The organism is Mucilaginibacter lacusdianchii (assembly GCF_009770985.1).
Classification (GTDB): Bacteria; Bacteroidota; Bacteroidia; order Sphingobacteriales; family Sphingobacteriaceae; genus Mucilaginibacter; species Mucilaginibacter lacusdianchii.
Window position 1 is genome coordinate 660,883 of sequence record NZ_WSRW01000003.1, and the last position, 20,749, is coordinate 681,631.

15 protein-coding genes are annotated in these 20,749 nt (G+C 42.8%); 6 read left to right on the forward strand and 9 right to left on the reverse strand.

All coding sequences use genetic code 11. The features are described from left to right. The first annotated feature begins 42 nt into the window (after positions 1-42). Together GPM24_RS16345 and GPM24_RS16350 are read left to right on the forward strand one after the other, a co-directional pair. On the forward strand, positions 43-984 hold the full coding sequence (locus tag GPM24_RS16345; RefSeq protein WP_158828098.1) for a glycoside hydrolase family 43 protein: 942 nt from the start codon (positions 43-45) through the stop codon (positions 982-984). Between the two features lie 54 nt (positions 985-1,038). After that, positions 1,039-1,821 (forward strand): alpha/beta hydrolase, encoded by a 783-nt coding sequence (locus tag GPM24_RS16350; protein ID WP_158828100.1) that lies wholly within the window; start codon positions 1,039-1,041, stop codon positions 1,819-1,821. Between the two features lie 78 nt (positions 1,822-1,899). Here the strand turns inward: GPM24_RS16350 and GPM24_RS16355 are convergent, their stop codons facing one another. Continuing rightward, on the reverse strand, positions 1,900-2,229 hold the full coding sequence (locus tag GPM24_RS16355) for a DUF7668 domain-containing protein (RefSeq protein WP_158828102.1): 330 nt from the start codon (positions 2,227-2,229) through the stop codon (positions 1,900-1,902). A 190-nt stretch (positions 2,230-2,419) separates the two neighbouring features. After that, complete coding sequence (locus GPM24_RS16360) at positions 2,420-5,647, reverse strand: amidohydrolase family protein (protein ID WP_158828104.1); 3,228 nt, start codon at positions 5,645-5,647, stop codon at positions 2,420-2,422. Between the two features lie 244 nt (positions 5,648-5,891). On the opposite strand from GPM24_RS16360, the gene GPM24_RS16365 reads away from it, so the two are divergent. Beyond that, a complete protein-coding gene (locus GPM24_RS16365) occupies positions 5,892-8,447 on the forward strand; it encodes a zinc-dependent metalloprotease (RefSeq protein ID WP_158828106.1) in 2,556 nt (851 codons plus the stop codon). Positions 8,448-8,546: 99 nt separating this feature from the next. Here GPM24_RS16365 and GPM24_RS16370 read toward each other — a convergent pair whose 3' ends face one another. The 4 genes from GPM24_RS16370 to GPM24_RS16385 form a co-directional block, all read right to left on the reverse strand. Beyond that, entirely contained in the window at positions 8,547-9,461 is a 915-nt protein-coding gene (locus GPM24_RS16370) for a DUF72 domain-containing protein (protein ID WP_158828108.1), read from the reverse strand. 42 nt (positions 9,462-9,503) lie between these two features. Next, positions 9,504-10,571, reverse strand: a complete 1,068-nt coding sequence (locus tag GPM24_RS16375; RefSeq protein ID WP_158828110.1) for a M20 family metallo-hydrolase — start codon at positions 10,569-10,571, stop codon at positions 9,504-9,506. Positions 10,572-10,676: 105 nt separating this feature from the next. Next, positions 10,677-11,873: a GAF and PAS domain-containing protein gene (locus tag GPM24_RS16380; protein ID WP_158828112.1), complete on the reverse strand. Its 1,197-nt coding sequence runs from the start codon at positions 11,871-11,873 to the stop codon at positions 10,677-10,679. A 90-nt stretch (positions 11,874-11,963) separates the two neighbouring features. Further along, the gene (locus tag GPM24_RS16385) at positions 11,964-12,653 is read right to left on the reverse strand and encodes a DUF2490 domain-containing protein (RefSeq protein ID WP_158828114.1); all 690 of its coding nucleotides are present in this window, start codon (positions 12,651-12,653) and stop codon (positions 11,964-11,966) included. Between the two features lie 98 nt (positions 12,654-12,751). On the opposite strand from GPM24_RS16385, the gene GPM24_RS16390 reads away from it, so the two are divergent. Beyond that, a complete protein-coding gene (locus GPM24_RS16390) occupies positions 12,752-13,612 on the forward strand; it encodes an NAD(P)-dependent oxidoreductase (protein ID WP_158828116.1) in 861 nt (286 codons plus the stop codon). Between the two features lie 167 nt (positions 13,613-13,779). Continuing rightward, positions 13,780-16,305, forward strand: coding sequence for a S9 family peptidase (locus GPM24_RS16395; RefSeq protein WP_158828119.1), 2,526 nt, complete (start codon positions 13,780-13,782; stop codon positions 16,303-16,305). A 55-nt stretch (positions 16,306-16,360) separates the two neighbouring features. Here the strand turns inward: GPM24_RS16395 and GPM24_RS16400 are convergent, their stop codons facing one another. The 3 genes from GPM24_RS16400 to GPM24_RS16410 all read right to left on the reverse strand — a co-directional run bounded on the left by GPM24_RS16400 (position 16,361) and on the right by GPM24_RS16410 (position 19,984). Beyond that, positions 16,361-17,551 carry a hypothetical protein gene (locus GPM24_RS16400; RefSeq protein WP_158828121.1) on the reverse strand — a complete coding sequence of 397 codons (1,191 nt, stop codon included), beginning with the start codon at positions 17,549-17,551 and terminating at the stop codon, positions 16,361-16,363. Further along, a complete protein-coding gene (locus GPM24_RS16405; RefSeq protein ID WP_158828123.1) occupies positions 17,548-18,534 on the reverse strand; it encodes a DUF2157 domain-containing protein in 987 nt (328 codons plus the stop codon). The genes GPM24_RS16400 and GPM24_RS16405 overlap by 4 nt, the downstream gene beginning before the upstream one ends. A gap of 70 nt (positions 18,535-18,604) precedes the next feature. Continuing rightward, positions 18,605-19,984: an alkaline phosphatase family protein gene (locus GPM24_RS16410; RefSeq protein ID WP_233268882.1), complete on the reverse strand. Its 1,380-nt coding sequence runs from the start codon at positions 19,982-19,984 to the stop codon at positions 18,605-18,607. Positions 19,985-20,058: 74 nt separating this feature from the next. Here GPM24_RS16410 and GPM24_RS16415 point away from each other — a divergent pair, with 74 nt between their 5' ends. Next, the gene (locus tag GPM24_RS16415) at positions 20,059-20,748 is read left to right on the forward strand and encodes an HAD family hydrolase (protein ID WP_199269776.1); all 690 of its coding nucleotides are present in this window, start codon (positions 20,059-20,061) and stop codon (positions 20,746-20,748) included. Position 20,749: the final 1 nt, after the last annotated feature.

Here is a 20,749-nt window from a genome sequence, read left to right on the forward strand (position 1 = left end):
ACGAATGCAAAGTCAGCCCTTTTTTATGCCTTTACTAACAACATGAAATATTATTTATTATTTGCTTTAGCTTTTATTTGCACTAGCACATTTGCCCAGCAAAACCCGGTACTGAGCGGTTGGTATGCCGACCCAGAAGGTATCAAGTATGGCGATACATATTGGATTTATCCAACCTATTCTGCTAAGTACAAAGACCAGGTATTTATGGATGCTTTTTCATCCAAAGATTTAATCACTTGGACAAAGCACCCGCGTATTATTGATACCAGCGCTGTAAAATGGGCTAAAATGGCTATGTGGGCTCCGGCTGTATTACAAAAAGGTAAAAGGTTTTACCTGTTTTTTGGTGCCAACGATATTCACCCTGGCGAAGTAGGTGGCATTGGCGTGGCTGTTGCTAAAAAGCCGGAAGGACCATACAAAGATTTGTTGGGTCACCCGCTAATTGACACTATTGTAAATGGTGCGCAGCCCATTGATCAGTATGTATTTAAAGATACCGATGGTTCTTATTACATGTATTATGGTGGTTGGGGCCATTGTAACGTGGTTAAATTGAAATCTGACTTTTCAGGTATCCAACCATTGGCGGATGGCACACTGTATAAAGAAATTACACCAGATAAATATGTAGAGGGGCCTTACATGTTTAAGCGTAATAACAAGTACTACTTCATGTGGTCTGAAGGCGGCTGGACTGGCCCTGATTACAAGGTTGCCTATGCCATGTCAGATTCACCGATGGGGCCATTTAAACGTTTGTCTACCGTGCTGGAGCAAGATCCTAAAGTGGCTAAAGGAGCAGGGCACCATTCCGTTATTCACTCCGAAAAGGACGACAAGTATTACATAGTATACCATCGTCGCCCGTTAGACCAAACCGGCGCTAATCAACGCGTAGTATGTTTGGATGAAATGTTTTTTGACAAAGAAGGACATATTTTGCCAGTGAAAATGACTTTTAGCTGGAAAGCTAAATAATGCCGTTCCACATTTTTGGCAAGGCAATTGCACAGATGGCCAAAAGTAAGCGAGATGGACGGAGAATTTACCCAGCAAAACGAAGAACACCACACGGTTAGTCCGCAGGTACATATATTAGATGAACACTTTTACATACCCGAGCTGCAAACGCAGCGTCGGGTATGGCTTTATTTGCCTGCCGATTACGAAACGTCGGATAAACACTATCCCGTTATTTATATGCAGGACGGTCAAAATCTGTTTGACCAATATACCGCCAGCTACCAGGAGTGGGGCGTAGACGAAATGATGGACGGTTTGTTTCAAGATCATTCCTGCATCATAGTAGCTGTAGACCACGGTGAAGAAAACCGTATCAGCGAGTATAACCCTTATACCACCGAACATGGCGAAGGCAGGGGCGATGCTTATGTTACATTCCTAGTAAATACACTTAAGCCCTTTATAGATGGTGAGTACCGCACGCAAACTGATGCCAAGTGTACCGCTATTGCAGGCAGTTCACTGGGCGGATTGATTGCCATGTATGCCGCTTTAAGACATCCTGAAGTGTTTGGCAACGCCGGAATATTTTCGCCGGCGTTTTGGATAGCTAAAGAGATTTACGCCTTTGCACTTGAACAAAGTAACCTAACCAACTCCCGCTTTTATTTTGTATGCGGTGATTCTGAAAGCGACGACATGGTAGGCGACATGCAAGGCATGGCCGAAATTGTACAAGAAAAGGTTGCTGCGCCCGAACAGGTAAATCTGCAAATCATACCCGGCGCTGGTCATAACGAACAACAATGGCACGATGATTTTCCGGCTTTTTATGAATGGTTAGGATTTTGAGAGGACGAGCGAGGGTAGATGGTATAGTTTAATGGTATGCAGCGCGCTCTTTTTTACGAGCGCAAATTTTAGAATAAATTATTGTACAAGTATGTCTTCAATGGAATAGCGATACTGATCATCAACGAATCTAATATTGCTAACCATAGACAAGTCACTTCTTTCATTGTCATACCATAATGGAAAATCGATATCACAATAAGTTTCCGATAACCGATAAACGCGCATAAGATCCAGTGCCGAATCAGGAAAATGACTTATACGTCCGGGATAGTCTTCAATGCCTTCCTTAATTTGCTCTACATTCAATCTTTTCTCAAAATCATTCTCGTACACTTCTTGGTAATTACCGTCGATAAGTTTGGAAACAACATTCTTGAGAACACTACGAATCACCAAGTCGTTCATGCGTTTGTATACAGATTTTTTTAAAAAAAACGGTTATATAACTTTTACAAGTTTAGAAGAGCAACGGACTCTTAACCTCAAACTTACCAATTGAAATTGTCGTTGTATTGAAAGTCCGAGTTAACTTTATGTATAAAGTTAAGCTCCGCCTCTGACTTGAATCCTAAACCTCTTGGTATTGAGCTATTAATCAATTCCCATCCTCAACCCCAAACAAATACGTTTCCGTATTGCCCACCGGCATGTTAAATAAATCGCCTCGGTTGAGCTGCCACCAAAAACGCGTGCGGGGTTTTTCGGTGTTGCCGGTTTCGTTCATCGAATCGGAATCGTACAAACGACCGTTTACCATCACGTATTTGATGCTTTCGCTGTTGCGGATGTCGTCCAAAGGATTCTGGTTCAATACCACGAGGTCGGCCAATTTGCCTACTTCCAGTGAGCCTATTTCTTTGTCCATACCTAAATAAGCCGCTCCGTTAATGGTAGCGCAACGCAAGGCTTGCAGTGGCGACATGCCGCCTTGAGACAGCATCCACAACTCCCAATGGGCACCCAAGCCCTGTATCTGGCCGTGGGCACCTAGGTTTACTTTAGTGCCGCCGTCGGCAATTTGCTTCACATATTTGGATATTTCAATATGGCCGTAATCGCCGTATTCAGATGTTGTACGGCGGCGTGATCGTGCATCAATAACAGAAGGAGGCGTGAAGCTGAGCATGTGTTCGTTTTTCCAAACCTCGGTACGGTCGTACCAATAGTTTTCACCAAACTGGGTACCGTAGGCGACAATCAAAGTTGGTGTATAAGCTGTTTTGCTGGCATTCCATAAGGTTTTTACGTCTTTGTAAACCGGCCAAACGGGTATGTTGTGCTCAATACCGGTATGGCCGTCTAAAATCTCGTTCATGTTAGTAAAAAAGGTTGAGCCGCCTTCTGGTACAACTTCCATCTGCAAATCGCGGGCAGCTTCTATAATTTGCTGACGCTGCTCGCGGCGTGGCTGGTTATAGCTTTTCACTGAAAAGGCACCTACCGCCTTTAACCGGCACAGGTGTGATTTAGCGTCTTCAAAGCTGTTGATTACCGCTTTAAAGTCACCGTCGGCACCATACAATATAGTTCCTGTAGAGTACACCCGCGGACCAACCATACGGCCGGCCTTTAACATTTCCGATTGACTAAAAACCATCTCGGTATTGCTTGATGGGTCATGCGCAGTAGTTACGCCAAAAGAAAGGTTGGCATAGTAACTCCAGTCCTGTTGTGGGGATATACCGTCCGGGCTGGTGCGCAAATGTGAATGCACATCTACTATACCGGGTATAATAGTTTTACCGGCTATGTTATAAACCTTGGCATCGGCTGGCGGCTGTACATCTTTACCTATGGCTACAATAGCGTTCCGGTCTATCACAATAGTGCCTTTCTCAATTACTTCGTCGCCCTTCATGGTGATGATGCGCGCATTGGTAAAAGCAATTTTACCCGTAGGTACATCCGATTTTAAACGCAAGCCAATATCGATACCAGCAGTATCAGCCGCCGGAACTTTTTCGTCATTACTTTCGATAAAAGAAAACGCATTCCGAATATCACGACTGTAATAGCGTGAACCTAGCGTCCATATCAGCTTTTGGCTGTCTTTACTCCAATGCAGGTAAGTACCGGCATCGCGGGTAAGGCGGCTTAGTGGTAATGATTTGTTAGTGGCCGATAGTTCCTGTGCATTGCCTGTCCATGTCATGGGCGTAATGTAGCAGTTGTACAATTCGGTAAATGCCATCCACTTCCCGTCGGGACTTGGCGCAAATTGCGTAGCATAGGTAGATGTATATAGCGTTTTTCCATTGGCACCACTCAGGTCAATCACTTTAAAAGCTTTTTTGTCGCCTTCGCTGCTTTGATAATATAGCTTAGCGTCGTCGGCCGAAAATTGCGGACGAATGCCATTGTTGATAACCAACTGTGGCGTACCGCCCGTTGCAGCAATAACATAAATACCTGGATTTTTGCCAAAGGCAAAGCCTAGTACTTCATTACCCTCTCCTTTGCGGTACACCACTTTATCGCCTTTGTTCGAAAATTTTGGCGAATAGTAAAAGCCACGGTCAGGCGTTAAGCGCGTGACGTGATGCGATGTCAGATCAATTACATTCACAGCCCCTTTTAGCTCATCGCTCCAACTGGTGTACACTAACGATTGCCCATCCGGGCTAAACGATGGTTCAAATTCAAACTCGGACGTGGTGGTTATACGCTCGGGTTTACCGGCAGGCAAGTCTTTAACATAAATGTAACCGGCTGCGTTGAAAGCTATGCGTTTACCATCAGGCGAGGTGGCTGCCTGGCGAATCATTTTTACCGTAAACTCGTCTTGAAACACTTTCTGCGGAAAGTGTACAGCATCGGCAATAGCTTGCTGTGAAGTTACCTCGAACGGAATATTGATTGCACTTAGCGTATTAACGTCCAAGTTCCAAATTTTTCCTTTAGCATAAAATATCAGGTGCTGATTGTCGGGTGTCCAGTCAAAATTAGGATAGGTGCCAAATATGGCCCAGGTTTCCTGCTGATCATGTGATAGTTCATCATATACCGGCCACTCTTCGCCGGTTTGCAGGTTATGTACATATAAAACTGATTTTAACCGCACACGTTTAACAAACGCCATGTAGGTGCCGTCGGGAGATATTTGTGGCCTGCAAGCGCCGCCGCTGCCGCCAGTTACGGTTTGAATTTCGCCGGTTTGTCGGTTAAGCCTTTCAATGGCATAAATGCCCTGATTGGGATCTTTGTTGTATTGAAAGAAAGGACCCGACGTAATATCTTCACTCCAATAAACGTATTTCCCATCTGGTGATATAACAGGTTCGCCAGCGTCTTGCTGGTCGTTTTTGCGTTTGGTGAGTTGGATGCCATCGCCACCGGTTTTATGGTACATCCACATTTCACCAGCACCCAAAGAGCGGGCGGCGGTATAATGTTTACGCGCTACGATATAATTTCCGTCGGGCGTCCAGGCGGGGTTGTTCAATAATCTGAAGTTCTCCTTAGTTACAGGGCGTCTGCTAGCACCGTCTGCACCCATTATCCATATATTATCGGCACCATCGCGGTCGCTGGTGTAGGCAATCTGTTTGCCGTCGGGACTAAATCTAGGCTGTACATCCCAAGCCCGGCCGCCCGAAATCAGCGTAGCTTTACCGCCGGTGATGGGCATGGTATAAATATCACCCAGTAAATCAAAAGCAATAGTTTTACCATCGGGGCTTACATCCAGGTTCATCCAGGTGCCTTCGTCGGTAGTTATATTTACTTTTTTAGTTGGCGTTTGTGATGTTTCTATATTCCACTTTTGCGCATATGTATAAGCCGAGATGCTACAAAAGAATAAAAGAGAGTAGACTGCTTTCATCAAAAAGGTGGTTTGATGCGAAAATAACAAAAAGCCCATTATCCGGAATTGTATTGTAACAGAATACCCAGTTTAGGTAAGATAATGACAGATGGGTTACTTGTGTAGACAGCACACTGCTATTACAAAAATTTATACATTACTCCAACCTGAATTTGTTTTTAAATAATTGTAACAAATAAGCTATATGCTTTAAATGAGTAAGTGTTAACGTACATTTAGTTCAAAATTTTTAAAGTTGAATATGAATCGATTTTTACTGACAATGACCATGGCTTCAATAGCTGCGGCAACTTTTGGGCAGGCAAAGCCCGATAGCGCTGCACGCCGTACGGCTATGCCAGGTGGTTTTGCAGGTATGGCTACACAGCAGCGTGCACAGCCTAAGCCTTACAAATCTGTTATCACCGAAAAAGCTTTAAGCCGTAGCGGTTTGTTTAAAACGCATAAGGTTGATGACAAATATTACTTTGAAATTGGCGACAGTTTACTGAACCGCGAAATTTTGGTAGTAAGCCGTATTGCCCGCGCTGGTGCTGAAGTAAGAGCGGCCGATGGGTACGCCGGTGACCAGATTGGCAGCACCGTAATCAGCTTTGAAAAAGGCCCTAATAACCGCATCTTTATGCGTAAAAATTCTTATCGCGTATACAGTCCCGACAGTACCAAGTCGATGTATCAGGCGGTGCAACGTTCAAATATACAGGCTATCGCTGCAGCCTTTAACGTAGCTGCCTACTCACCCGATAATAAAGGTAGCGTAATTGATGTAACCGATTATATCAATGGCGATAACGAGGTTTTCTTCTTCACTTCACCCCAGTCTAAACAACGTATTCGTTTAGGTAATTTGCTGGCCGACAGAAGCTACATTGAGAATGTAAGAAGTTTTAAAAATAACGTAGAAATCAGCACTGTTAAAACCTATGGCTTATTGCCTGGTGCGTCGCCATTCGGCGGCAGGGGCGGTGCGCCATCACCTGCAGCAGCAGGAGGTGGTCAGGCCAATGGTTCTGTAACAGTAGAGTTAAATACCTCGTTATTGGTTCTGCCTAAAGTGCCAATGAAGGGCCGCTATTTTGACCCCCGTGTTGGTTTCTTCACCAGTAATTATACCGATTTTGACCTGAACCCACAGGGGGTAAAGGATGTTCAGCTGATTGCCCGCTGGCGCTTGGAGCCTAAAAAGGAGGACATGGCCAAATACAAACGCGGTGAACTGGTTGAACCTGCAAAGCAAATTGTTTACTACATTGACCCTACTACCCCTAAAAAATGGGTGCCTTATTTAATTGCAGGGGTTAATGATTGGCAGAAAGCTTTTGAAAAAGCCGGTTTCAAAAATGCAATTGTAGCTAAGTTAGCACCTACTAATAAGCAAGATTCTACCTGGAGCCTGGATGACGCCAGCCACTCAGTAATTGTTTACAAACCATCTGAAACGGAGAATGCAAGTGGACCGCACATCTCTGATCCACGCAGCGGCGAGATTTTGGAAACGCACATTAACTGGTACCACAACGTAATGAAACTGGTGCATGATTGGTACATGATTCAAACCGCTGCAGTTGATCCGCGCGCCCGAAAAATGACGTTTGACGATAAATTGATGGGCGATTTGATCCGTTTTGTATCGTCACACGAAGTGGGTCACACTTTAGGCTTACGCCACAACTACGGATCAAGCTCTACAGTGCCGGTTGAAAAATTGCGCGATAAAGCTTACGTGGAAGCTAACGGCCACACACCATCTATTATGGACTATGCCCGTTTCAATTACGTTGCACAGCCCGAAGATAACATCACCTCGAAAGGTTTATACCCTCGTATTGGCGACTATGACAAGTGGGCTATTGAATGGGGTTATAAATATCTGGGCAACAAAGGTCCGGATGCTGAGAAAGAAGAGTTGAATAAAATGACTATCGAGTCGGCCAAAAACCGTCGTTTATGGTTTGGTACCGAAACCAACCCGGATGATCCACATTCTCAAAATGAGGACTTGAGCGACAACGCGATGGTAGCCAGCACTTATGGTATCAAAAACCTGCAACGTATATTGGTAAAACTGCCCGAATGGACGAAAGAACAAGGCGAAGGTTATGAAAATCTGGAAAACATGTACAACCAGCTGACTACTCAGTTTGGTCGATACATGGGCCACGTGGCTAAAAATATTGGTGGTGTTTATGAAAATCCTAAATCAGTTGAACAAGCCGGGCCGGTTTACGAATACACACCCGCTGCTACCCAACGCGAGGCAATGACTTTCTTGGACAAACAACTGTTTACAACGCCAACATGGTTATTGAATCAGCAAGTTTTAAGTAATATTGGTACTAGTCCATTGCAAGTGATTTACACTCGTCAGGAAGCTGTTCTAAACCGGATCATCACGCCACGAACTATCAATAAATTGGTTGCTTTTGAAGCAGTAGATGGTGTTAAAGCTTATAAAGTGACAGATTTTATGGGCGATATGCAAAATATCGTATTCCGCGAAGTGAAAAGTAATCAAGCCATTGATGTATACCGTCGTAACCTGCAAAAATTGTATGTTGATAAACTGATAAGTATTGTGAAACCAGAGCCGGCTAACGCCGCTACACAGATGGCTGCATTTGGCCGTGGTGGTATGCAACGCGAATTAGAGCAAACTGATGCGGTATCGGTAGCTAAAGCGCAGCTACGTGCCATCAACACCTTAATCAAATCAGCTAATATTTCCGATTCAATGAGTACTTATCACTTACAAGATTTATCAGAGCGCATCACTGAAGCGCTAAATCCTAAAAGCTAATAGGTAGCCTCACGAATTCTGATAAAGAGAGCCGCTCTATTTTTTGTAGAGCGGCTCTTCTGTTGATAATTTCATGATACTTAGATGCTCAAGTCTAATCTAAAATAACGTTCCATTCACAGGTTGAAATTTAGGCCGGTCCACGTTTAAATTTAATTCGGTATTCAAACGCTCAATGAAATAATCGCACAAAACAGGGGCTGTCACTTCGTCTGGCTGATGCATGCCTACATAAACAGACTGTAAACCCTGCTTATTCCATTGCTTAATGCGTTCAACCCATTCATCAATGCGTATGTAATCGGTAGGATGCAGCGCATTACCCACAAAGCGGATAAACGCATGCGGTGTTGGCAAATACATATGTACCGCATCTCGCCTGCCGGCAGTATCGGTGATAATTGCGCCAATTTGAAGGTTATGCATCATTTCGAAAACAGAGTTGCGGGCTTGAGGTTGCGCAAACCAATCTTTATGCCGTACTTCTGTAAATATGGGCACATCATGTGGTAAACTTTGCAAATAAGCTTTCAGATCTCCAAAGTTATTAGGTGAAAAGTTTTCGTTCAACTGCAAGAACATGGGGCCCAGCTTATCTTCAAAGGCCAGCATACTTTCGTAAAAAGCGGTAGTTATTTCGTCAGCACTTTTTAAGCGGCGAACATGACTAATAATCTGATTAAATTTGGGGCAAAATCTAAAATCGCCGTTTGCAGCTACTTTCTCTTTCCATTTACTGATGGTTTGAGGATCCCACATCCGATAATGTGTGGCGTTTAGCTCAATGCAATTAAAATGGCGGGCATATTCCGTGAGGAAATCGGTATCTTTAATTTTTGCCGGAAATAAATTGCCTTTCCAAACCTTTTGCCCCCAGCTGGAGCAACCTACATATACCTGTAAAGCGCCTATACGATGTGTGCCACTAAGAGTTGCTGTAGTAAGCGCTGGATCGGGCGGTAATGTAAAATCAATGTTTGCCAGTTGGGGCGGGGCTACCTTACCAAATTCCATATTGTGCTAAGCTACTTAATGCGAAAAGCTTATCCATGATCATTAAAGGCAAATGCTCTCCAGCATTTTAATATATAGCTCTATGCCGTCTTTAATTTCGTCTACGTAAATAAACTCGTCGGCAGTATGTGAACGGGCCGAATCGCCAGGGCCAACTTTTAAAGATGGGATATCCAGTAGTGACTGATCAGAAGTAGTGGGGGAACCATAAGTGGTACGGCCCAGTGCAATACCCGCTTGTACAATAGGATGGTTTTTGTCAATAGACGATGGTTTTAACCGGATTGAACGGGGCTTTACCTCACAGCTTACTTGCTCACGTATAAGCTCCAGTACTTCTTCGTTGCGATAGGCGTCGGTAACCCTTACATCTACCGTAAAGGTACAACTTGCTGGTACTACGTTATGTTGTGAACCTGCGTTGATGATGGTAACCGACATTTTGATAGGCCCAAATTGTTCAGACTCCTTAGGAAAGCGGTAGGTTCTGAACCATTCAATATCTTTTAGTGCTTTGTAAATGGCGTTTTCGCCTTCCTCGCGGGCGGCATGACCAGCTTTACCATGGGCGGTACAGTCTAACACCATCAGGCCACGCTCGGCAATAGCTAATTGCATAAGCGTAGGCTCGCCCACAATGCCAAAGTCTAATTTACCCAACTCTGGTATAATCAATTCTAAACCGTTTACGCCCGAAATTTCTTCTTCGGCCGTGGTAGCCAGGCAAAAATTATATTTCAGATTTTGTTGTTCACAAAAATGCAGAAATACGGCAATTAATGAAACCAGGCAGCCGCCGGCATCATTACTGCCTAAACCATATAGCTTACCGTCTTCAATCGCTGCATCATACGGGTTACGGGTATAGCCGGAATTAGGTTTTACGGTATCATGATGTGAATTAAGCAAAATGGTGGGTTTACTTTCATCAAAATACTTATTGCGGGCCCATACATTGTTTAACTTTCGGTTAGTAATAACACCTCGCTCTTGCAAAAAGTGCTCAATAACATCGGCAGTTTTATCTTCTTCTTTGCTAAAAGATGGAATACTAATTAGTTGTTGCAGCAATTGTAGCGCTTGCTGGTATAGGGTAATTGTATCAGCCATAAAATTGTTTGGAAAGGCTAAATGCCCTTCACTAATTGATGTGCTGCAAATTTAAATAAATTTAGTGAGCCATAAATTAATTGGCGAAACCTGACGCCGCTACTACTAGTCTTTTTGAATCTCTGTGTTATAACCAGCCTCGTCTATAACAAGCGCTGCCGGATAATCATTGGCGGTTTTTACAATGTGATGAATAGTGTCATCAAGCTGCATAACAGTTTCTTCCATCAGTTTAAGTAAATCTCCGTTATCTGCATTGCCATTCATTTTTATAAGGTTCATCAATCCCAGAATGTTGGCTACAGGCTTTCTTAATTCATGCGATTGCATGTAAGCTATTTTTCTAAGCGCTTCATTTTGCTGCACTATCTGCTGTTCACTTTGTTTACGTTTAGTAATATCAGTAGCATTAAATGATACACCTATGATGTTTCCCTCGCCATCAAAGGCAGGATTATACGCAATTCTGGTCCAAAACGGAGCAACTCCGTCTGATTCGAGTATGCGTTCATGCTGTATCGACTTACCCGATAACGCAAGTTTGGTATTTTTTAGGAAATCATTTAAGTAGGCAGGCATAATGCATTCGGTTGCATTCATGCCTATTTGAACATCTTTCTGCATTAGCAGGCGAATAGCTTCGTAAAAAGCTTTGTTAAAGGTCAGTATCTCGAGGTTTCGATCTAACAAAACATGTGCTGATTTTGAACTCTCAAAAAAAGAGCGCAGCTTGTTCTCAGAATTTTTCGACTCGATAAATTGTTGCTTTAATGCGCGCAAGCTCAAATCAAATTCTACCATGTTCACCGCTTGTTGCGACAAAATTTTAAGCATGCCTTTTCGTCTTTGCGACAACTCCTTAGGTTCGCGCCCCATTACATAAAGCGTTCCTATGGTTTTATTATCATGAGTTACTAATGGTATACCGGCAAAGAATCGTATGCGCATAGATCCGGTAACCAAAGGAATACTGGCAGTTCGAGGATCTCGTAATGTGTCGGGGATAACAGTTACCTGGTTGGCCTCCAAAGGGAGATAAGAAAAATAATGTTTGTCTGGAACATGATTAGCCAGCGTGCCTGCCTTGTACCGGCTGGCAACCTTACCGCCTTCATAAATGCTGAGCATCGCAATGGGCGTTTGGCAGGTTTCTGCTGCTAATGTTACAATATTTTGTAATTCGTTCTCTCTGCTAATATTCAGATCAAGAAACCTCTCCAACGGCTGCGGCATAATTAAAGCAGAGTAAACATGTAAATAGTTGGGCTGAAGCCAAAATAATTTTGTGTAAAAATATGACATCAGTTTTACAATTTCAATATTTTGCGTTGCAAAAATTGCATTGCATAGCAAATAAACCGATTTACCTATTTTTGTTCGGCCATAGAGCGTTCAGAACTTGGTTGTAAACATAAGCTGTATTACGTTTCGCCGGTATGCATTTTCTTTCTCGGGCTGATACCAGAATAAATACCCCAGTTCAGAATCGATATGCTTACTCCAACGGTAGCCTATAGATACCATGCTACGGTTTTGGTCAAAAAAGTTATTGTTTACCCGCTGCTGGTGTTGTACGTTTACAAATATTTCGTTTTGGATGCCGGTATAAAGTCCACGGTTAAAATCAGCATCAGCTATTAAAGGTATTTGTGCGCTTACGAAGCCACGTGCGCGTTGCGAAAACTGTACGTTTTCTTCTTTCACAAAGCGCTGTTCCAATCTGGCCCGTAGCATAACTTCAATTTGGCTTAGTTTAAACTGATAGATATATTGTTCAAATAACCGGTTCTCGAGCGTGTACTGCGTGTTGTCTGGATTTTGTTCCCAATCGCCTTTATAAGCGTAACCCAACGCCGCCGAGTGCTTCTTATCAAAGTTATAACTTACCCCCGTGCGTAATAATAAGGTAGTTAGGTAATCAAATTGATTAGCCGATCGCAGCTGCACATCAGCTAATAAATCCAATTTTTTAGACAATTTTTGCTGATGTGTGATAAATAGCCAGCCCATATTTTCGGTTAGCTGCGCCAGGCAGGTGTGGCTCATAATAAGCCCGGCAATCAATGCAATTAATTTCTTCAAAAGAGCTGACGAGTTGTTATACATTGAACTTATGAAACCACTTTTTGTTTAACTAACAAGCTGCCTATATTGGCGCACAAATTTAACATACATAATATATGAACAATATAAAACTAGGTTGGGCCGGCTTGGGCAATATGGGTACGCCAATGGTTAAAAACTTATTAAAAGCAGGATTTCCGGTAGCCGTTTACAATCGCACTCGCAGCAAAGAACAGGAAGCAATAGAAGCAGGAGCCTCATCAGCAGAGGGATTGCAACAACTGGGCATTGAAAACGAAGTTATTTTGGTGATGGTATCAGACGATAAGGCTGCTAAAGAAATATTTACCGGACCTGATGGTTTGTTATCAGGCAATGTTTCTGGCAAGCTATTTATCAATGTGAGTACCGTTTCGCCTAAAACATCTAAATTTTTAAATGAAAGCTGCCGTAACAAAGGCGCCGAATTTTTAGAAGCACCTGTATCAGGCAGCGTTAAACCTGCGCAGGATGGCACCCTTATAATTTTAGTTGGCGGTAGCGAACAGAACTATCAAAAAGCAAAACCTTTGTTCGATGTACTGGGAAAGCTTAGCCTGTTGGTTGGCCCGGTAGGAGCAGGCAGCGCAGCTAAATTAGCTATTAATTACTTTTTAGGGTTGAATTTGCAAGGCTTGGCTGAAACGGTATTATTTGCACAAGCCAACGGCGTAAAAACTGAAGACATGCTAACCATCATCAATGAAGGTGCTTGTGGTAACGGCATTACCAAAATAAAATCTCCGGCGATTTTGAAAAACGAGTTTCCGGCAGCATTTGCCTTAAAGCACTTAGCTAAAGATTTGCGCTTGGCTAAGGAACAAGGTTTAGAAACGCCGTTAAGCACTCCTCTTTATAACAGCTTTAAGCAGGCACAGGATGCTGGTTTGGGCGATGAAGATGTAATGGCCATTTATACATATTTGGATAAAGAGTAGCGTTTTATAAATGAAGATGAGTTCGGCACCCGCTAAAGTTGGTGCCGAACTTGCTTTTTTACCTATAGTGTAACTGTATTAAGTAAACAATTCATTACAAAAGCCGGATAGTGGGCAGTGTTTTTTATATTCAGCTGCTTAATTATTCCCTTTCCAAATCATTGTAAATGAAAAAGCTTTACTTGTTATGTGCTATGCCACTGTTATACTTGCAGGCAAACGCACAAACGCCTGTCGCCGCAACTGCTCAACCCGTTGTAAAAGGTAACTATCAGCTGGCATCCCGCTTTTCGCCGGGCAAGATCCGGAAAATGGTGTTTTCTACTTCGGTAGACGCGCACTGGCTCAAATCGTCCGATAGGTTTTGGTATGCTTATGAAACCAACAATGGCAAAAACTGGTACATTGTTGACCCTTCATCGCGCAGTAAAAAACTATTGTTTGATAATGCCAAGCTTGCGGCCGCCATTACCATGATTGTGAAAGATCCGTTCGATGCACAGCATTTACCTATCGAAAACTTAAAATTCACTAAAGATGAAAAGACCATTCAGTTTGAATTGAAAAGTTCGGTTGAACAGGTAAAGAAAGATCGTAAGGACAAAAAGGCAGCCGACTCGTTAGAAAAAAAGACTTTCTATTTTCAGTACAATCTGCAGAACCAGCAATTGGCCGAGCTTGAAAAATATGAAAAATTAAAGCCCAAGCCACAATGGGCTTCCATATCACCCGATAGCTCAGCTGTGCTCTTTTCGCGCGAGTATAATTTGTACTGGATGGATAAAGCTAACTACAAAAAAGCGCTGAAGGATGAAGACGATAAAACCATTGTAGAGCACCAGTTAACCACAGATGGTGTAGAAAACTATGCCTATGGCGGCAGCTTTATGAATGAAACCAACGTAGAGTTGGAAAAGAACCGCAAAAAGCGCAAGCCGGCACCGGTACTGTGGTCGCCCGATTCAAAGCATTTTTCGTTGATGCGTACGGACCAGCGCAAGGTAAAAGACTTTTGGGTGATTAACAGCATTGCCATGCCACGGCCTACATTAGAAACCTACAAGTACCAAATGCCCGGCGAAAAGGAAGCGCCCATCCGTGAACTGTATTTGTTCGACTTTGATGCCAAGACATCCAAAAAGCTAAATGTATCTTTATTTAAAGATCAGGAATTATCGGTATGGCCGGCACCGGTGTTGCAAAAAAACAGAGATGACGAGTTCCGGCCATCTACCTGGCTGGGCACCAATGATAAATTCTTTTTTTACCGTACCGGGCGCGACTTGAAAAAGATTGATGTTTGCCAAGTGGATATCCATACAGGTGCGGTTAAAGTGCTGGTTGAAGAGCGCCTGAACACTTACGTGGAGATCAATCGCCCGGGTATCATTAACGGTGGTAAGGAACTGGTAGAATGGTCGGAACGCGACGGCTGGGCTCACTTTTATTTGTATGATGCTGACGGTAAACTGAAAAATCAAATTACTTCAGGTTCTTTCCACTGCAATGATATCGTAAACATTGACGAGAAGAACCGGGTACTTTATTTTACCGCATCAGGCCGTGAGCAGGGGCAAAACCCGTATTACAGCCACTTATACCGCATCAATTTAGATGGCAGTCACCTGGAATTGCTTGATCCCGGAGATTTTGATAATGCCAATAGCATGAGCGATGACAGCCACTACTTTGTTGGCAATTTTTCGCGGGTAAATAGCGCGCCCAAGTCTGTATTGTATGACAACATGGGCCACAAGCTGATGGATTTGGAAGCAACGGATTTAACAGCTTTAATGGCTGCCGGATATAAATTTCCGGAACCGTTTAAGGTAAAAGCAGACGATGGTATCACTGACCTGTATGGGGTTATGTACAAACCGTTTGATTTTGACGCGACTAAAAAGTACCCGATTATAGAGTACGTGTACCCGGGTCCGCAAACAGAGGCTGTAAATACTGCTTTCAGTACCGCAATGGGCAACGTAGACAGACTGGCACAACTGGGCTTTGTGGTAGTAACAGTGGGTAACCGGGGCGGTAATCCGGGCCGCAGTAAATGGTATCACAACTTTGGCTATGGCAATTTACGTGATTATGGCTTGGCTGATAAAAAGACTGCCGTTGAACAATTGGCTGATCGGTATCCGTTTATTGATATTAGTCGGGTAGGCATTACCGGACACTCGGGTGGTGGTTTTATGTCAACCGCGGCTATGTTGGTTTATCCGGACTTTTTCAAGGTGGCAGTGTCCGAATCGGGCAATCACGACAATAGTATTTACAACCGCTGGTGGAGCGAAAAACACCATGGCGTAAAAGAAACAATAGGCAAGGATACCACCTTCCAGTACAGCATCGATAAAAACCAGGATTTAGCTAAAAATCTGAAAGGACACCTGCTGCTGTCAACCGGTGACATTGATAACAATGTTAACCCTGCTAACACCATCCGTGTTATCAACGCGCTGATCAAAGCCAACAAACGCTTTGATTACGTGTTGCTGCCGGGCCAACGCCATGCTTATGGCGATATGACCGATTACTTCTTTTGGATGAAAGCCGACTACTTTGTTAAACATCTGCTGGGCGATTTTTCACAGCCGGTAGATATCCTGGAGATAGACCGCGATACGGAGCAAAATAATAAACGCTCGGTAAACATAGCAGGTGGGGGCGAGGCAAACGATCAGTAGTCTTTAAAAAAGCAAAGAGGCGTTATATTGAATATATAATGCCTCTTTGCTGTTATTAAAAGCTACTACTCGAACCACCGCCTCCTGCGCTACCACCGCCAAATTTAAAGGCCGGGTCAGCGGGGGCTCCTGGTGTTTCAGAAAATGTGCCGGCTACAATTAACGATTCTACTTTAATATGCTCCATTAAATCTGTCTTGTTTAATGATTCTTGGGTAAAGCCATGTTTTGGAACTTTCAAGTATTGATGTATCCAATATGCTAAACCAGTTACAAGTACGCCGGCCAGGGTAAGCATTGTTTCAATTGGCAACAAATGATAATAATTGCGGAAAGTAAATACAGCTGCTGCAATGAGCAACAAACCAGTACGTAATAGTATAACGTTCTTTTTTCTGATTCCAAAGCCTATGTAAACAAAAGGCACGGCAATTGTCCATATCCAAAATATGAAGCCAAAAGGCACAGTCGTATTTTGCTCATAGCTAAAGTTATGAAGTGCATTACCCACTTTTTGTACTACATAATAATTGCCGGCCACGTACAAAGTAATTAAACCTAATATTTGAACCACATCTAAGCAGGTATGGTAATTTGCGTAGTCTGACCGAAGTTGGGCCTTTGCGCTTAACCAATATAGTACACCCGCGGCGGCCATAGTTATAAATGGCAATGTGGCCTCGCCAATGGAACCCAAGTTACTCCAGCTAAAAAATAAGATAGCGAAAAACGAGGCAAAAGCAGCTATCGTTGTAATGACATCTGCAAACCGCAGAGTTAAAAATATGCAGAACAAAAATATTAATAAACTGCAAAATATGTATCCGCTATGGTATGCGTAAGCGTGTAAGTTATCTATAACTGATATCATGCTACCACTAATCAATGCGCCTGCCATATACAGTAAAGCTTCATCAACACCCGAATGAAAGTACTTCTTGTCTTTTACCATCACTTCTAAGGCAACGTAACACCCTATGCCCAAAAACAGCGACCAACCAAAGCCGTCGATGATATGGGCATCTAATATTAAAAGCGAGAGTAAGCCACATGATAGGATGGCAACAATAACCGTTAAGATAAACAGACCACCACGAACAAAAACAGATGGAAGATAAAACCCAACCGGATGACTTTCTGTGATGTGTGTCAATTCGACTTGGCTTATTAAACCTTCATGATGTGCCTGTTCGGCTTTGTGAATAATGCGTAAGTTGGCCAGCCAGGTTTTGTTATAAATAATCATGATGCTTTAAGTTGTCGGTTAATTTTGATCAGGAAATTAATTATTAAAATGGCCGACACTATTAGTGTAATAAGTAATAGCATAATAGCGCCTAATTCGCCTCCCAGGCCGATGAAAAACCTTACTATTAAGCTACCAACAGCGATGTAACTATATAACACCACCAGTAATATTAAATAAAATGATTTTTGCCTATAGGCATCAATGTATATGTATGTTGCCAACACAGATATACCTAACATCCACAATAAAGAAATGCCCAAATAGCTGTAATAGTAAAAGTAGCCGGCAAGTAAGGATATAAAAGCAACGTTTACACCATAATGCAGGTAGCTGAATGCAAAGTGCCTTTTAAAGTTGAACTTGTTCGATAAAATGGAGCCCGATATGAGCAGAATGCCTAATGATAAGTAAGTGTAAATTGTGGCTCCGCTATTAAAAGTACCAGCACTTAGAAGCTGTTTAGGCGTTACAGATACGCCCATCCACAAGGCCAAATTCACAATAGCCATACCTAAAATACCCAAATGGTCAAAAATATAGGCAAGGTAAAACAAGCCCAGCATTGGTATAAAGGTGGCTAAGCCATAGTTATTACCAAACACATTATAGTGAAACTGCAGATAACCAACAAAAGTAAGCAAACTGATAGTGCCTAGTAGGAGTACATAGTCAAACAGTGTGCTGGGTGACTGTACCCGGGTAGTTGCAAAAGGTTTTTTATGCTTGAAACAATAAGTAAAGCTGCCGGCACTTACAGCCGCAATAAACAGCAATATAAATTGATGACCAATGGTGTCAATGTTTTTATATACGAGTATGCCCAGACCTGTGGTTAACAGAGTTACGCCCAGGTAAAACAGCGTTCTTAACTCCCAGTGTATCGAAATCAGCGGGTTTTGGTGTCTATGTTCAATACGGTTCCAAGACTCATCATCAATAAGTCCTTGTTCACGTAAGTTTTCAAAGGTTTTGAAATTCAAAGTATACTTGATTATGTTAAGGTTAAAACAATCAAGTATACAGAAAATTAAATTACAGAATGATTTTCAGTTACTTCTTTAATACTTTCTTAGCCAAGGTGTCATCGCCATCTACCGGTTCAGTTATTTGTAGCCCAAGCAATTGCGTTACCATTGGGTACAGGTTTATATTTTTGAATGGCTTAATGGTTTTGTGTTCTTCAAAGGCGGGTCCCCAGGCATAAAATATTGCTTTCATGTCCGATACCTTTTTAGGGTCAAAGCCATGCGCGCCGGGGTTAGGCTTCCGGTTAGCAGCTGCAAATACCTGCGGCCAGCGTGGCACCAGCAAAATATCACCAATACGGTTAAATCTATCGTTGGCAGCATCATAATGCCAGTGCTTGGGCGTTTTATTGCGCAAATACACATCATAGCCTTTAGCCTGGCTCTTTAATGTTTGATAAGTGCTTTGAATTGTGGTTGAGTCTTTGGCATATAAGCCCACTAGGATGTCTTCGAAAGCAATGGTAAACTTTGTTGAATCAGCGGCGGCTGCCGGTAAGCGCAGCGGGTGCTGCGTATCAACCGGTGTCATGCCATGATCAGACACCAGTATAAAGTTGACAGGCAGTCCGGTGGTTTTAACGGCTTTGTTTAACTCTTTTATGGCTGAGTCGATAAACAGTACCTGCTTACGGGTTTCAGGTGCATCAGGGCCGTAGCTATGGCCGGCGTGGTCAACTTCCGGAAAGTAAAACGTAATTAAATGCGGGCGTTTCTCGACCGGAAGTTTCAGCCAATTCACAACGGTTTGTATACGTTCGTGAATGCCGATTTTTTCGGAGTAACGGTAAAAGTAAGTAGGGTATGTGCTTTTTATATCCGCTTCAGATCCTACCCAGTAAAAGCTGGCGGTTAGCATCTGTTGTTGCTCGGCCAGTACCCATAGTGGTGTGCCGCCGTACCATTTTCCTTCGGTAGTTGTTTTACCTTTATAGCTATAGGTTTGTTTAAAGTTGCGATCGTAAAAGCGGTTGCTCACCAATCCGCTGTGCGATGGGTACAAACCCGTTACCATGGTGTAATGGTTAGGAAAGGTGATAGAAGGATAGGATGGCACCATTGTTTTTGCCTTAACTCCGCTTTTGCTTAAAGCCAACAGGTTTTGCGCATGATACTTCTCGGCATAATTATACCGAAACCCATCTACCGAAATCATAATTACATATGGCTTTTGTTGTTGTTCGGCGCTGTTTTGACGGCCCTCCACTACCTGCTGCTCATTTTCAACCGTCTGGCCATATGTAAAAAGGCTCAAGCACAAGCCCAATGTAAATAAAAACTGTTTTTTCATTTTAGTAAATAAGCGCTCAAAATTAAGCAAAAGCGCCGTTTTCAAATTGATTGTTTGGTAAAGTAATTTAGGTTTGGTTTCAAGTCCGTTTTGTACGTTTATATAAATCATCATGTTACTTGCTGTCTAGGGTGATAGTTTAATACATCATTTTTCGCTATCATTGTTTGCCTAAACGGACGATCATTATGAATGTAAAAGTTATTGCCTTTGATGCCGACGACACCCTTTGGGTGAATGAACCATATTTTAGAGCAACTGAAGAAAAATTTTGCAGCTTATTTGGCGAATTTTTATCGCAGCACGATATTGAACGCGAACTGTTAAAAACCGAGATATTTAATCTTCCGCTATACGGGTATGGTATCAAAGGGTTTACATTATCGATGATTGAGGCTGCAATGAATATTACGGCCGGTAAGCTAAGTGCAGAGGCAGTAGAGAAGATACTGAACCTTGGCAAAGAAATGCTTAACCAACCAGTTGAGCTATTAGAAGGAGTAGAGCAGGTATTGCAAGCTTTACAACCACACTATCGCTTGGTAGTAGCTACCAAAGGCGATCTGCTGGATCAGGAACGTAAATTAAAAAAATCGGGTTTAGCGCATTATTTCCACCACATTGAAATTATGTCTGAAAAGGATGACGCTAGTTATCTTAAGTTGGTAAAGCATTTAGATATACAACCGCAGGAACTACTGATGGTAGGCAATTCACTTAAATCAGATATTTTGCCTGTTTTGCAAGTAGGCGGACACGCCATACATGTACCCTACCACATCACCTGGGTACACGAAACAGTGGAAAGCCAGGTAGAACATGCCAATTTTAAAAGTGTAGAACACATTCAACAAATTATGCCATACTTGTTGAATTGAT